The sequence below is a fragment of the Streptomyces maremycinicus genome, assembly GCF_001184025.1.
GTDB classification, from domain to species: domain Bacteria; phylum Actinomycetota; class Actinomycetes; order Streptomycetales; family Streptomycetaceae; genus Streptomyces; species Streptomyces maremycinicus.
On sequence record NZ_BBYG01000013.1, the window covers coordinates 462569 to 476162 of the forward strand.

Below are 13594 nucleotides of genomic sequence, written 5' to 3' on the forward strand. Positions count from 1 at the left end.
CCCGGCCCAGTATCGGCGAAAGGCCGGCCGGGGGCAGCGGAAAGCCCAGGCCGCACCGAAGCTGACCTGGGCTTTCCATGGAGCCCCCTGTCGGATTCGAACCGACGACCTGCTCATTACAAGTGAGCTGCTCTGGCCGGCTGAGCTAAGGAGGCACCGCGCGCCACCGCGCGCACGCGAGGGCGGGACCACTGTACACAGCCCGGCTTTCCCCGGGCCACGGACTTCGGCGGTCCGGGGCTCCGACCAGCGGGCCACGCCGTGCCCCTCGAGAGTTTCCGCGAAGTTCACATGCCTGCGGGTACTGACAGACCGGGAAACGCCAGGTACCGTCCTGACCCAGTTCGCTCATGTGGACTACACCAACCACCTTCCTACAACGGATCGTCCGGCACGTTCCTGCCGGTAGAAGGGGGCCTCTCACCATGGCCACTGTCACGTTCGACAAGGCGACCCGGATCTACCCGGGTTCCACCAAGCCCGCCGTCGACGCACTCGAGATCGACATCGCGGACGGCGAGTTCCTCGTCCTGGTCGGCCCGTCCGGCTGCGGAAAGTCCACCTCGCTCCGCATGCTCGCGGGGCTCGAGGACGTCAACGGGGGTGCGATCCGCATCGGCGACCGCGACGTCACGCACCTGCCGCCCAAGGACCGGGACATCGCCATGGTGTTCCAGAACTACGCCCTCTACCCGCACATGTCGGTCGCCGACAACATGGGCTTCGCGCTCAAGATCGCCGGCGTCAACAAGACGGAGATCCGGAAGAAGGTCGAGGAGGCCGCGAAGATCCTCGACCTCACCGAGTACCTGGACCGCAAGCCGAAGGCCCTCTCGGGTGGTCAGCGCCAGCGTGTCGCGATGGGCCGCGCCATCGTGCGTGAGCCGCAGGTCTTCCTCATGGACGAGCCGCTGTCCAACCTGGACGCCAAGCTCCGTGTCTCGACCCGTACGCAGATCGCCTCGCTCCAGCGCCGCCTCGGCATCACCACCGTCTACGTCACCCACGACCAGGTCGAGGCCCTGACCATGGGCGACCGGGTGGCGGTCCTCAAGGACGGTCTGCTCCAGCAGGTCGACACCCCGCGCAACATGTACGACCGGCCCGCGAACCTCTTCGTGGCCGGCTTCATCGGCTCCCCGGCGATGAACCTCGTCGAGGTGCCGATCGCCGACGGCGGCGTGAAGTTCGGCAACTCGGTGGTGCCGGTCCAGCGTGACGCGCTCGCCGCCGCCACGGACAAGACGGTCACCGTCGGCGTCCGCCCGGAGCACTTCGACGTGGCCGGCGCCGACGCCGACACGGGCCTCGCGGTCGTCGTGAACGTGGTCGAGGAGCTCGGCTCCGACGCCTTCGTCTACGGCACCGCCAAGGTCGGCGGCGAGTCGAAGGACCTCGTGGTCCGCGTCGGCGGCCGTGACGTCCCGGAGAAGGGCAGCACGCTGCACGTCGTCCCGCGCGCGGGCGAGACCCACGTCTTCTCGACGTCGACGGGCGCGCGCCTCTCCGACTGACCCGGCCCGGGCCGACCCCGAGCAGGTCCGGCCCGGTCAGAACCCGGCCTGGATCCGGTCCGGATCCGGTTTGGATCCCGGTGATTCACCCGATGTGACGAGAAGGGCCCCGCAGCCTGCTGCGGGGCCCTTCTCGCTGTCCGGGGAATCCCCGGCACAGCGGACATTTCACTCGCGGTCCGTCAACCCCTTACCCAAAAGGGAGCACCGCTTCATCCCCCGTCCGGGTGACTAAATGTCGCCAAATAACTACTGCACGCTACCCTCTCACGCGTGAAGCACTCCGCGAACCACTCCACCACCCAGCGCACGCGCCGCGGCCAGGGCGGCCCAGCCCGCCGGATCGGCCGCTCGCTCGCCCTCGTCCTGCCCGTCGTCATGGTGCTCTCCGGGACCCTCGCGGTCACCCGGGTCAACTGGTCGGGGAACCCCTCGGATTCGGTGCTCACCGCCTCCGACGTCTCCGCCGCGCAGCAGTCCTCGCACCAGGCCGCCAAGGCCCCGCAGGACGTGCTGCGCGACCAGTTGCTGACCGAGCTCCAGGAGAAGGATCCAGGCGTCGCCCTGACCCATCTCCAGGCGGCCGTGAACGGCAAGCCGTCGCTGGCGAGGCACTGCTCCTCCATCGCCCGTGCCCTGGGCCGCGCCGCCGTCCGCGCGTACGGCCCCTCGCGCGCCCAGTCGTACTCCCGCCCGGTGTGCGACACGGCCTTCGCCTCGGGCGTGCTGGCGGCCCGGGGCTGAGCCACCGGGCCCCCGGGCCGTAGCGACCGGGGCGTGCGGTTCCCCTCCCGCCGGGGGAGCCGCACGCCCCGGAACAGGCGGCACGTACAGTGCGGGCATGACCGATCCGCACGCCGCGTCCCGCCCCACGCAAGCCGTCATCCTGGCCGGTGGCCAGGGGTCCCGGCTGCGTCCGTACACCGACGACCGGCCCAAGCCGATGGTCGAGATCCCCGGCACGGGGACGCCGATCATCGGCCATCAGCTCGGCTGGCTCGCCGAGGAGGGCGTCACCGACGTCGTCGTGTCCTGCGGCCACCTCGCCGAGGTCCTCCAGGACTGGCTGAAGTCGGCCGACCTGCCCGTCAAGGTCACCACCGTCGTGGAGAGCGAACCCCTGGGCCGCGGCGGCGGTCTGAAGTACGCGGCCGCCCACCTGCCCCACCCCGACCGCCCCTGGTACGCCACCAACGGCGACATCTGGACCCGCTTCTCGCTGCGCGAGATGGCCGACTTCCACACCGAGCGCGACGCCATAGCGACACTGGCGCTGGCCCGTCCGCGCATTCCGTGGGGTGCGGTGCAGACGGACGGGTTCGGTCACATCACGGACTTCATCGAGGCGCCGCCCACCACGTACGAGATCAACGCGGGCGTCTACGTCTTCTCCCCCGCCTTCGCCGGGCTGCTCCCCGAGCGGGGAGACCACGAGCGGACGACGTTCCCGCACCTCGCCCGCGAGCTGCGGCTGGCCGGGTTCCCGCTCCCGCAGGGGGCGTACTGGCGGGCCATCGACACCGCGAAGGACCTCACGGAGGCGGCGAAGGAGCTGGCCGCGCTGAGTCGCTCCGCGGGTTGAGCGGAGGGGTTCGTCGTCGGCCACCCGCCCGGCGGGGGCCGAGCGCGCCGTTCCCCGCGCCCCTGAACCACCGGCCGTGCCGCACAGGGACCGTCCTCGGCCACCCGCCCGGTGAGGGCTGATCGCGCCGTTCCCCGCGCCCCCTTCGACCACCGCTCCTGAATTGTTGGCGGTGCCGCACGGCCTTGAACCACCGAGGGTGCCGGGTGTTGGGTGGCGCGGGGCATCCTCGGTGGTTCTTGTACTGGCTCTATCCGAGCAGGCCGCCTACCAGGCCCGGCTGGCCGGAGGACGAGGAGCCGCCGTCCGAGCCGCCACCGCCGCCGCTCGTCGAGCCGCCGGAGGTGGCCGAACCCCCGGAGGAGGGGCCCGAGCTGGTGGCGGGGGCCTGCTCCACCGGAGTGGACTGCTCCGGCGGGGCCTCGCCCGCGGTGCCCTGCGTCTGGCTGGGCGCGCCGGCGTCACCGCTGCCGGTGGTGCCGGAGTCCCGCGCCTCGGAGGGCTCGCTGTCCGTACCCGCCGTCGGGGCCGCCGACGTGGCGTCCTGGGTGGGCGAGCTGGACGCGGAGGGCTTGCGGGACGCCTTGTGCGTGCCGGACTTCTCCGGCAGCGGCGAACCCGGCAGCTCGTTGCGCGGGGGCTCGCCCGGACCGGGGACGACCACCCGGTCGGCGTCGCGGACGGCACCGCCGAGCAGCGAGCCGACCAGCAGGGTGAGTCCGACGGCGATCGCGGTCACCAGGGCACCGCGGCGCAGCACGTAACGGCGCAGCTCCCACAGGTCGGAGCGCGGGCCGAGCCGGCGCCACGCCCCGGCGGCGAGCCGGCCGTCCACCGAGTAGACCGGGGCACCGGCGATGATCAGCGGCGACCAGGCGGCCAGGTAGATGATGTCGGGGGTGTCGTAGACCGGGACGGTCTTCCAGCTGACGGTGACGATGAGCGCGGCCGAGAGTCCGGCGCCGACGACCGCGGCGACCCGCTGCCAGCAGCCCAGGACCGTGAGGACGCCGACGACGACCTGGAGGAACGCGATGACGAGGCCGGAGCCGACGGGGTGGTGCAGGGCGAACTGGCGTAGCGGCTCCGCGACTTCCCACGGGTGCAGGGTGTCGAGCCACTTCACCATGGAGCCGCGCTTGCCGCCGTCGAAGTAGACGGGGTCGCACAGCTTGCCCATGCCGGCGTAGATGGAGATGAAGCCGAGGAAGACGCGCAGCGGGAGCAGGACCACGCCGAGGTTCATCCGGCGGCCGGGGTAATAGGCGTGCCGGGCGGGGTCGTCGCCCTGCCGACGGCCGCGCGGAGCCGGCTCGGGGTCGGTGTCGGCGTCCCCGAAGTCCTCGAACTGGGCGTCGTCGTAGGCGGGTTCGTCGTAGGCGCTGCCGACGCCGCGCATGTTCGGCAGGATCCGCTGCTCGCCGTCGACGGGCGTCCGCTGGGCGCCGACGATCGGGGTCTCAAGGGTCTGCGCGGCGAGGCCGCCGTCGTAGCCCCGGTCGCCCATGTCGACACGGGGGATGACCTGGGTGGCTCCGGCGTCGGCACCGGGCGGTTCGCCGTGCCCGACGCTGCCTGCCCGCACGGCCTGGAGCAGCCGGTGGGCCCCGGTGTCGTCCGGGGCGGACTTGCCGCTCCAGACGACGGCCCGCCGACGGCCACCGGAAGCGGCGCCCGCTCTGCCGGCCGACCCGACGGCGGCCATGCGCGCGGTGTCATCGATGGCGCTCACGTGCCGGGCGATCCGCGGGGATTGGTTACGCCGCGCCGACGCGCCCAGCTGCACGCGGAAGCTCGCGTGGCTGACGATGATCTGCGCCGGATCGCTCGGCACCTTCACCATGCTCAGCGCGGGAGCGTCGTCGAATCCCGACGAGCGGTCCCCCGTGGGTGTGCGGGGTGTTCTGGTGTCCACACTCATCTAACCGAGTGACGTGTGTTTAGGACACTGCTTTGACCCGCCGGATCTGTCCGGACTCCGTCAAGGTTGCACTACTCGCCGGGATTAACCCGTTCGGGTGAACTCCCCGCACACGGGCGCGGCCACCGGGCCGCGCCCGTCGGCACTCAGCCGCGCCGCCGAGCCGCCTCGTACAGCACGATCCCGGCCGCCACACCGGCGTTGAGGGACTCCGCGCCACCGGGCATCGGGATCCGGACCCGGAAGTCACAGGTCTCGCCGACCAGGCGGGACAGGCCCTTGCCCTCGCTGCCGACGACGATGACGACCGGGCCGTCCAGCGCCTTCAGCGTGCCGACCTCGTGCTCGCCGTCGGCGGCCAGGCCGACGATCGCGATGCCGGCCTTCTTGTAGGCCTCCAGCGCACGGGTGAGGTTGGTGGCGCGGGCGACCGGGGTACGGGCGGCCGCACCGGCGGACGTCTTCCAGGCCCCGGCCGTCATACCGGCCGCACGGCGCTCCGGGACGACCACGCCGTGACCGCCGAAGGCGGAGACGGAGCGGACGACGGCGCCCAGGTTGCGCGGGTCGGTCACGCCGTCGAGGGCGACGATCAGCGGGTCCTCGCCGTTGTCGTAGGCGGCCGACGCCAGGTCCTCGGGGTGCGCGTACTCGTACGGCGGGACCTGGAGGACCAGGCCCTGGTGGTTGAGACCGTTGGTCATGCGGTCCAGTTCGGGACGCGGGGCCTCCATGAGGTGGATGCCGCCGCGCTCACCGGCGAGCTGGAGCGCCTCGCGCACCCGCTCGTCGTTGTCGATGAACTGCTGCACGTAGAGCATCGTCGCGGGCACGCCCTCGCGCAGCGCCTCGACGACGGAGTTCCGGCCGACGACCATCTCGGACGTGCCCTTGCCGCCACGGCCGCGCGGCGCGGGGCGGCGGGCGGCCTGCTTGGCCTTGGCGGTCGCGATGCGGTTCGCCTTGTGCTTCTTGCGCATCTCGGCGGGCGGGGTCGGTCCCTTGCCTTCCAGGCCTCGGCGCCGCTGGCCGCCACTGCCGACCTGCGCGCCCTTCTTGCCGGACATGCGGCGGTTGTTGGCTGCCATGAGTCTCTCGTCTCCGTGAGCTTTCGTACGTACGTCTTATGCAGTGTGCCGCCCGGAAGGCCGGGCGGCACACTCGATCAAGGACGGGCCCTGGGGCCGCCCTACCGCGGGCCGAGGCTCCAGCGCGGCCCCTGCGGGCCGTCCTCGATGGCCAGGCCGGACTGGGTCAGCTGGTCACGAATGGCGTCCGCGGTCGCCCAGTCCTTGCGCCCGCGCGCCGACTCCCGCTGGTCGAGGACGAGTCGGACGAGGCTGTCGACCACGCCGTGCAGGTCCTCGCCCCGGCTCTCCTCGCCGGCCCAGTGCGCGTCGAGCGGGTCCAGGCCGAGGACGCCGAGCATGGCGCGGACCTCGGCGAGGCGGGCCACGGCGGCTTCCTTGTCGTCGGCGGCGAGCGCCGAGTTCCCCTGCCGGACCGTCGTGTGCACGATGGCGAGCGCCTGGGGGACACCGAGGTCGTCGTCCATCGCCTCGGCGAAGGCCGGCGGCACCTCGGCCGCGGGCTCGACGACTCCCCCGGCCTTCTCGACGACGCGCTGCACGAAGCCCTCGATCCGCGCGAACGCCGACTCGGCCTCGCGCAGGGACTCCTCGCTGTACTCGATCATCGAACGGTAGTGCGGGGTACCGAGGTAGTAGCGCAGCACGATCGGGCGCCACTGCTTCACCATCTCGGAGACGAGGACGCTGTTGCCCAGCGACTTCGACATCTTCTCCCCGGCCATGGTGACCCAGGCGTTGTGCACCCAGTACCGCGCGAACTCGTCGCCGTAGGCCTTGGCCTGGGCGATCTCGTTCTCGTGGTGCGGGAAGATCAGGTCGAGGCCGCCGCCGTGGATGTCGAACACGGACCCCAGGTACTTGTGCGCCATGGCCGAGCACTCGAGGTGCCAGCCGGGACGCCCGCGGCCCCAGGGGGTCTCCCAGCTCGGCTCGCCCGGCTTGACGGACTTCCACAGGGCGAAGTCGCGCTGGTCGCGCTTGCCGGTCTCGCCGTCGCCCGAGGGCTGGAGCAGGTTGTCCAGCTCCTGGTTGGACAGCTGGAGGTACTCCGGGAAGGAGCGCACGTCGAAGTAGACGTTGCCGTCGGACTCGTAGGCGTGGCCGCGCTCGATCAGCCCGCGCATCATCTCGATCATCTCCGGGACGTGCCCGGTGGCGCGGGGTTCGTAGGTCGGCGGCAGGCAACCCAGCGCCTGGTAGCCGTCGTTGAACGCCCGCTCGTTCTCGTACCCGATCGACCACCAGGGGCGGCCCTGGTCGTGCGACTTGGCGATGATCTTGTCGTCGATGTCGGTGACGTTGCGGATGAAGGTGACGTCGTAGCCGCGGTGCGCGAACCAGCGCCGCATGATGTCGAAGTTCAGGCCCGAACGGATGTGCCCGATGTGCGGAGCGGCCTGCACGGTGGCACCACACAGGTAGATCGAGACACAACCCGGCTGGAGCGGGACGAAGTCACGGATCTGCCGGGCACTGGTGTCGTACAGGCGAATGGTCACCACTCCAGGGTAGTGGGCGCGGAGCGATGCCCCGAGCCCCTTCCACCCAAGGGCCACACATTCGTGACATGCCATGGCATATGTCGGCCGGTGCGGGTGTCCCGCGGGTCAGCCGGTACGTGCCACCAGCGCCGTCGCGATCGCCATCAGGCCCTCGTCGCGTCCCGGGAAGCCGAGCCCGTCCGTCGTGGCGCCCGATACCGACACCGGCGCGCCGGCCGCCTCGGACAGGATCTTCTGCGCCTCGTCGCGCCGCTTGCCGATCTTGGGCCGGGGACCCACGACCTGCACGGCGACGTTGCCGATGACGAAGCCGGCCTCGCGGACGATCCGGGCCGCCTCCGTGAGCAGGGTGACGCCCGAGGCGCCGGACCACTCGGGGCGCCCGGTGCCGAAGTGCTGCCCCAGGTCACCGAGGCCGGCCGCGGAGAAGAGCGCGTTGCAGGCGGCGTGCGCGACGACGTCCGCGTCGGAGTGCCCGGCCAGCCCGGGGCCCTGCCCTTCCCACTTCAGGCCCGCGCACCACAGCTCGCGGCCCTCCTCGAAGGCGTGGATGTCGGTGCCGATCCCGACCTGGGGAAGCACGGGCCGCGTCTCAGAAGCCATCGTTGAGCCTCCTGCGGGCCAGGACCGCCTCCGCGAGGACCAGGTCGAGGGGCCGGGTGACCTTGAAGGCCTCCTCGTGGCCGGGGACGACCACGACTGTCAGCCCCAGCTGCTCGACCATGCTCGCGTCGTCGGTGACGTTCTCGGTGACCGTCTCGTGGGCGCGGACCAGGGTGGCCCGGTCGAAGCCCTGCGGGGTCTGCACGGCACGGAGGCGGGCGCGCTCCGGCGTCGCGACGACCGGTTCGGGGTCGCCGGTGGTGACGGCCGGTTCGACCTCCTTGACGGTGTCCGCCAGCGGCAGCGCCGGGACGACGGCGGGCGCGCCCTCGCGTACGGCCTCGATGACGGCGTCGACCGTGTCGACGGGGACCAGCGGCCGGGCGGCGTCGTGCACGAGCACGATGTCGTGGCCGGGCGGCAGCGCGTCCAGGCCGAGCTTCACCGACTCCTGGCGGGTCTCACCGCCGGGTACGACCAGGAAGTCGGTGCGGTCGGGCAGCGCGTGCGCGTCGAGCAGCGACTTCACCTCGGCGGTGCCGTCCGGCGGGGCCACGACGACGACCAGGGCGACCGCGCGGGAGGCGGCGAGGGCGCGTACCGCGTGGATCAGCATGGGTGTGCCGCCCAGCGTGCGGAGCGCCTTGGGGGCGCCCGGACCGAGGCGGACACCCCGTCCGGCGGCCGGAATCACCGCGGCCGTGCGGGCGGGCGCGGGGGAGGGACGCGAATCGTCAGACATCGGTTCCTGTCAGGTTTGTGTTCCGGCCCGGCGTGGGTATGGCCCTGGAAGTGCCGGGCGCGACGCCTTGACCGGACCCTTCCGTGACGTGCCGGTCGAGGCAGCAGCCCGGGCCCGGCACATCAAGTATCGAAGCATCGGTCGCATTATCGGGGGCGGTACGGGGGCGGGATCGACCAGCAACTCCTGCGGGGGCGGTGCGTTACGGCGATTGTCCTGGCGGGAGCGCTTGTCCTGGCACGAACATGCCGCAGCGCCCGGCGACGGGGAATTCGTCATCGGGCACCGCGGCATTTCGGTGTTCTTCAGTGTGCGTGTTCCTCGGCGTGCCGAAGCCGGTCTCGGGCCGGCGTCAGCACACGAAAAACGCGTCGGGTCAGGACGCGAGCACCTCGTCGAGCAGTGCTTCGGCCTTGTCCTCGTTGGTGTTCTCCGCGAGAGCGAGCTCGCTCACCAGGATCTGGCGGGCCTTGGCGAGCATGCGCTTCTCACCGGCGGAGAGTCCGCGCTCGCGCTCACGACGCCACAGGTCACGCACGACTTCCGCGACCTTGATGACATCGCCGGAGGCGAGCTTCTCCAGATTTGCCTTGTAACGACGCGACCAGTTCGTGGGCTCCTCGGCGTACGGCGCGCGCAGCACCTCGAAGACCCGGTCCAGCCCGTCCTGACCGACCACATCACGTACGCCGACGAACTCCGCATTGTCCGCTGGCACACGTACCGTCAGGTCACCCTGGGCGACCTTCAGCACCAAGTAGGTCTTGTCCACGCCTTTGATCTGGCGAGTTTCGATGGCCTCGATCAGCGCGGCCCCGTGATGGGGATAGACCACGGTGTCGCCAACCTTGAACGTCATGTGACAGGTACCCCTTCCGTGGCTATCCAGGGTAACACGGAAACTGCGGGTTCTGAATGGCGTTTTCGCAGGTCAGGGCATATCTCGGGGCTTGACAACAGCAACAGGAACGTGCTGCGCGGGGGCGGCGGAAGCAGGTATTCGCAGGTCGGAGGTGCTCTCCGAGGGGGGAGAAACGCGCACGTTACACACATCCGGAGGCCCGCCCGAACGGCCGAACGTCCACATATGTCCGCTTCCAGGAGTGCGACTTCCGCTACTCCGTTCGGTTCACGTGGCCGGATACGAGTCGTTTCCGGAATTGATCATCGCCCTCTCGACCACGCCCGTGATCAATTCCGGGGGCGATCTCGCATTCCTTCACCGAAAATCCGCGCGCGGGGGTCCGGTGCGGTTATGCGAATGGTCCGGTGAGCCGGAAGGGGAACGGGAAGACGACCGCAAGGTGAGGGGAAGACGACGGGTGGAGAGCGAGAAGACGACGGGTGAAGCCAATGTGACTCATGGGCCGCCCGTGGCGGCCGGGACAGGTGGTGCCTGCGACCGTTCGGCGCGTCCGTCGAGGCACGGGATCGCTCTAGAGGCGGGTCGGGTGCGGTGGCGCGAGAACGGCTCGGTAACCTAAGGCCGCTGACAGACCCTTAGGACGGCTTTATCCAAAGCAAAGCCGCCCGCGTGCACAAGGAGTTGCCGCCGCCGTGAGCAGCAGCCTTCGACGCGGCGCCCTCGCCGCTTCCGCCATCGCGTTCTCGATCGCCTCGCTCGCCGCCTGTGGGGCCGGCAACGACTCCCAGACCCTGGAGATCAAGCCGGACAACGCCGCCACCAGCGTCGGCGACATCAAGCTTCAGAACGTCGTCGTCATCACCCAGCCCGACCTGGAGTCGACCGGTCCCGCCGTGATCTCGGCGACCGTCTTCAACGGCGGAAGCAAGGCGCAGACGCTGGAATCCATCACCCTCGACGGCGGCAAGTCCGCCGAGCTCTCGCCCGCCAAGGGCAAGGGCGCGCTGACCGTCCCGGCCTACGGCTCGATCGTCATCGGCGGCGCGAACAACGCCTCCGCCGTCCTGTCGAGCAGCCGCGAGGCCGTCAAGGACGGCGACGCGCAGAAGGTGACCTTCACCTTCAGCGAGACCGGCGAGGTCAGCCTGCGCGCCTTCGTCGTCCCCGCCGAGAGCTACTTCACCAAGTGGGGCCCGAGCGACATCCCGAGCGCCGCCGAGTCCTCCCCCGCCGGGAGCGCGTCGGCGTCCCCGTCCGGGTCGGCCTCCGGCGCGGCCGCGGAGGGCGCGACCTCCGAGTCCGGATCGGCGTCCCCGTCGGACTCGGCCTCCGCCTCGGCCTCGGAGTCGGAGTCGGCCTCCGCCGGTCACTGACCTCGCGCGCACACGCATACACGCACGCACAACAGGAAGGGCGGCACCCCACCCGGGGCGCCGCCCTTCCTGCTCGATCCGTCCGCTCGGCGACGGCAGCCGACGGCGGCAGCCGAGGCTGCCGCCGCCGGCAGGCCGGTCTACGGCTCGAACTTGTAGCCCAGGCCACGCACCGTGACCAGGTAGCGCGGGGCGCCCGGGTCCGGCTCGATCTTGGCGCGCAGGCGCTTGACGTGGACGTCGAGGGTCTTGGTGTCGCCCACGTAGTCGGCGCCCCAGACCCGGTCGATGAGCTGCATACGGGTCAGGACACGGCCGGCGTTGCGCAGCAGCATCTCCAGGAGGTCGAACTCCTTGAGGGGGAGATCGACCTTGGAGCCGGAGACCGTCACGACATGCCGGTCGACGTCCATACGCACCGGGCCGGCCTCCAGGGCCGCCGGGGTCACCTCCTCCGGCTCGCCCCGGCGGCGCAGGACGGCCCGGATACGGGCGACCAGCTCACGCGAGGAGAAGGGCTTGGTGACGTAGTCGTCGGCTCCTATCTCCAGGCCGACGACCTTGTCGATCTCGCTGTCCTTCGCGGTCACCATGATCACGGGAACGTTGGAGCGGCCGCGCAGCTGACGGCACACCTCCGTGCCGGGCAGGCCCGGCAGCATCAGGTCGAGCAGCACGAGGTCGGCGCCGTTGCGCTCGAACTCGTCGAGTCCGTCGGGCCCGGTGGCCGCGATGGCGACCTCGAAGCCTTCCTTGCGGAGCATGTACGACAGGGCGTCGGAAAAGGACTCCTCGTCCTCGACGACGAGCACTCGGGTCACGGAAGGACCTCCGGGGCGGAAAGCGTCCGGTACGCGGACGAATCGGGGGATGAGGCGCGGGGTGATGTCTGGGTCGAGCGGTGAGGGGAGGAGTGACCGACCTCGTCGAGGCGGTCGACGTCGTCGACGTCACCGAGGCCGTCGACGTCGTCGGCCTCGTCCGGGTCGGGGTGCTGGTGCGCGCGGTCGCGGGCCACGCCCGCCTCCGGCAGGCGCAGGGTGAACGTGGAGCCCTGGTTCTCGGCGCTCCACACCGTGACCTCCCCGCCGTGCGAGGCGGCCACGTGCTTGACGATCGCCAGCCCGAGTCCCGTGCCGCCCGTCTGACGGGAGCGGGCCGGGTCGACGCGGTAGAAGCGCTCGAAGATGCGCTCCTTGTCCTTGTCGGAGATGCCGATGCCCTGGTCGGTCACGGCGATCTCGATCAGGTCGCCGCCCGGCGCGCCCACCCGGCGGGCGGCTATGCCGACGCGGGTCCGCGCGGGCGAGTAGTTGACGGCGTTCTCGACCAGGTTGCCGAGGGCGGCGGCCAGCTGGCCCCGGTTCCCCCAGACCCGCAGGTCGGCGGTGCCGCCGGCGGCCATGGTGATCTGCTTGGTCCCGGCCTGGTGACGGCAGCGGTCGACGGCCTCGGCGACCAGCTCGTCGATGCCGACCGGCTCCGCGTCCTCGAGGGGATCGTCGTTCTGGACCCTCGAGAGGTCGATGAGCTCCTGCACCAGGCTGGTCAGCCGGGTGGCCTCGATCTGCATACGTCCGGCGAACCGCTCCACCGCCTCCGGATCGTCCGAGGCGTCCATGACAGCCTCGGAGAGAAGGGAGAGCGCGCCCACCGGCGTCTTCAGCTCATGGCTGACGTTCGCCACGAAGTCCCGCCGGACCGCCTCGATACGACGGGCCTCGGTGAGGTCCTCCACGAGCAGGAGGACCAGCCGGGAACCCAGCGGAGCCACTCTGGCGGACACCGCGAGAGCCTCGCCGCGCCCGGTCCCGCGCCGCGGAAGGTCCAGCTCCACCTGCCGTATCTCTCCGTCGCGCCTGGTGTCCCGCGCCATCTTGAGCATGGGCTCGACGCTGAGCCGGCCACCGCGCACCAGCCCGAGGGCGTAGGCGGCGGAGCTGGCCTTCACGACGGCGTCGGCCTCGTCGAGCACGACGGCGGAGGAGCGGAGCACGGACAGGACGGTGTCCACACCCGGCGGAAGCACCGGGTCCGTGTGCAGCGAGGTGCGCGTGGGGCGCTTCTGCTCCCGCTCGCTCCAGCGGAACGCCAGCATGGCGATGACACCGGTGAGTACCCCGGCGATCGCTGCCGCTGCGGCGACCGCCGCGTTCACGTCCATGCCACCAGGTTAGGCACGCGATCGGTCCTGGCCACAGCTATCGAGGTGCGACCTCGAACACTCGTCGCCCAGAGTTCACCTTGGAGCCAGTGGTGGTTCATTTGGGGTGCCGGAAATCGACGCGTACGGGGCGGAGCGTGGCACCGTGGGGTTCGCAGCACCGGTTCCACGGCCGGTCGGCGCCGGTGCAGCAGCCGGTTCCGGTTCGGTTCGCGGCCGGTTCTGGCCCCCGGACCG

12 protein-coding genes and 1 tRNA gene are annotated in these 13594 nt (G+C 71.0%); 4 read left to right on the forward strand and 9 right to left on the reverse strand.

What is annotated here, in order from left to right; genetic code table 11:
- Window positions 1-78: 78 nt before the first annotated feature.
- A tRNA-Thr gene (locus AOQ37_RS17700) sits at window positions 79-155 on the reverse strand.
- Window positions 156-425: 270 nt separating this feature from the next.
- Here AOQ37_RS17700 and AOQ37_RS17705 point away from each other — a divergent pair.
- From AOQ37_RS17705 to AOQ37_RS17715, 3 genes are all read left to right on the forward strand, one after another.
- Window positions 426-1514: an ABC transporter ATP-binding protein gene (locus AOQ37_RS17705; protein ID WP_062645488.1), complete on the forward strand. Its 1089-nt coding sequence runs from the start codon at window positions 426-428 to the stop codon at window positions 1512-1514.
- Window positions 1515-1787: 273 nt separating this feature from the next.
- The gene (locus tag AOQ37_RS17710; protein WP_062645489.1) at window positions 1788-2258 is read left to right on the forward strand and encodes a hypothetical protein; all 471 of its coding nucleotides are present in this window, start codon (window positions 1788-1790) and stop codon (window positions 2256-2258) included.
- 97 nt (window positions 2259-2355) lie between these two features.
- A complete protein-coding gene (locus tag AOQ37_RS17715) occupies window positions 2356-3096 on the forward strand; it encodes a nucleotidyltransferase family protein (RefSeq protein WP_062645490.1) in 741 nt (246 codons plus the stop codon).
- Between the two features lie 250 nt (window positions 3097-3346).
- Here AOQ37_RS17715 and AOQ37_RS17720 read toward each other — a convergent pair whose 3' ends face one another.
- The 6 genes from AOQ37_RS17720 to AOQ37_RS17745 form a co-directional block, all read right to left on the reverse strand.
- A complete protein-coding gene (locus AOQ37_RS17720) occupies window positions 3347-5017 on the reverse strand; it encodes a DoxX family membrane protein (RefSeq protein ID WP_078890231.1) in 1671 nt (556 codons plus the stop codon).
- Between the two features lie 146 nt (window positions 5018-5163).
- Window positions 5164-6105, reverse strand: coding sequence for a 23S rRNA (guanosine(2251)-2'-O)-methyltransferase RlmB (gene rlmB / locus AOQ37_RS17725; RefSeq protein WP_062645492.1), 942 nt, complete (start codon window positions 6103-6105; stop codon window positions 5164-5166).
- A gap of 101 nt (window positions 6106-6206) precedes the next feature.
- Window positions 6207-7607, reverse strand: coding sequence for a cysteine--tRNA ligase (gene cysS / locus AOQ37_RS17730; protein WP_062645493.1), 1401 nt, complete (start codon window positions 7605-7607; stop codon window positions 6207-6209).
- 108 nt (window positions 7608-7715) lie between these two features.
- Window positions 7716-8213 carry a 2-C-methyl-D-erythritol 2,4-cyclodiphosphate synthase gene (gene ispF, locus AOQ37_RS17735; protein WP_062645494.1) on the reverse strand — a complete coding sequence of 166 codons (498 nt, stop codon included), beginning with the start codon at window positions 8211-8213 and terminating at the stop codon, window positions 7716-7718.
- The gene (ispD, locus tag AOQ37_RS17740) at window positions 8203-8955 is read right to left on the reverse strand and encodes a 2-C-methyl-D-erythritol 4-phosphate cytidylyltransferase (protein WP_062645495.1); all 753 of its coding nucleotides are present in this window, start codon (window positions 8953-8955) and stop codon (window positions 8203-8205) included. Before ispD ends, ispF begins: the two co-directional genes overlap by 11 nt.
- A 376-nt stretch (window positions 8956-9331) precedes the next feature.
- Window positions 9332-9814, reverse strand: a complete 483-nt coding sequence (locus AOQ37_RS17745) for a CarD family transcriptional regulator (RefSeq protein ID WP_003953493.1) — start codon at window positions 9812-9814, stop codon at window positions 9332-9334.
- A 698-nt stretch (window positions 9815-10512) separates the two neighbouring features.
- Here AOQ37_RS17745 and AOQ37_RS17750 point away from each other — a divergent pair.
- Entirely contained in the window at window positions 10513-11193 is a 681-nt protein-coding gene (locus tag AOQ37_RS17750) for a copper chaperone PCu(A)C domain-containing protein (protein ID WP_062645496.1), read from the forward strand.
- 140 nt (window positions 11194-11333) lie between these two features.
- Here the strand turns inward: AOQ37_RS17750 and phoP are convergent, their stop codons facing one another.
- Together phoP and phoR are read right to left on the reverse strand one after the other, a co-directional pair.
- Window positions 11334-12005 carry a two-component system response regulator PhoP gene (gene phoP / locus AOQ37_RS17755; protein ID WP_005476807.1) on the reverse strand — a complete coding sequence of 224 codons (672 nt, stop codon included), beginning with the start codon at window positions 12003-12005 and terminating at the stop codon, window positions 11334-11336.
- Between the two features lie 5 nt (window positions 12006-12010).
- Window positions 12011-13357: a two-component system sensor histidine kinase PhoR gene (phoR, locus tag AOQ37_RS17760; RefSeq protein WP_062645497.1), complete on the reverse strand. Its 1347-nt coding sequence runs from the start codon at window positions 13355-13357 to the stop codon at window positions 12011-12013.
- Window positions 13358-13594: the final 237 nt, after the last annotated feature.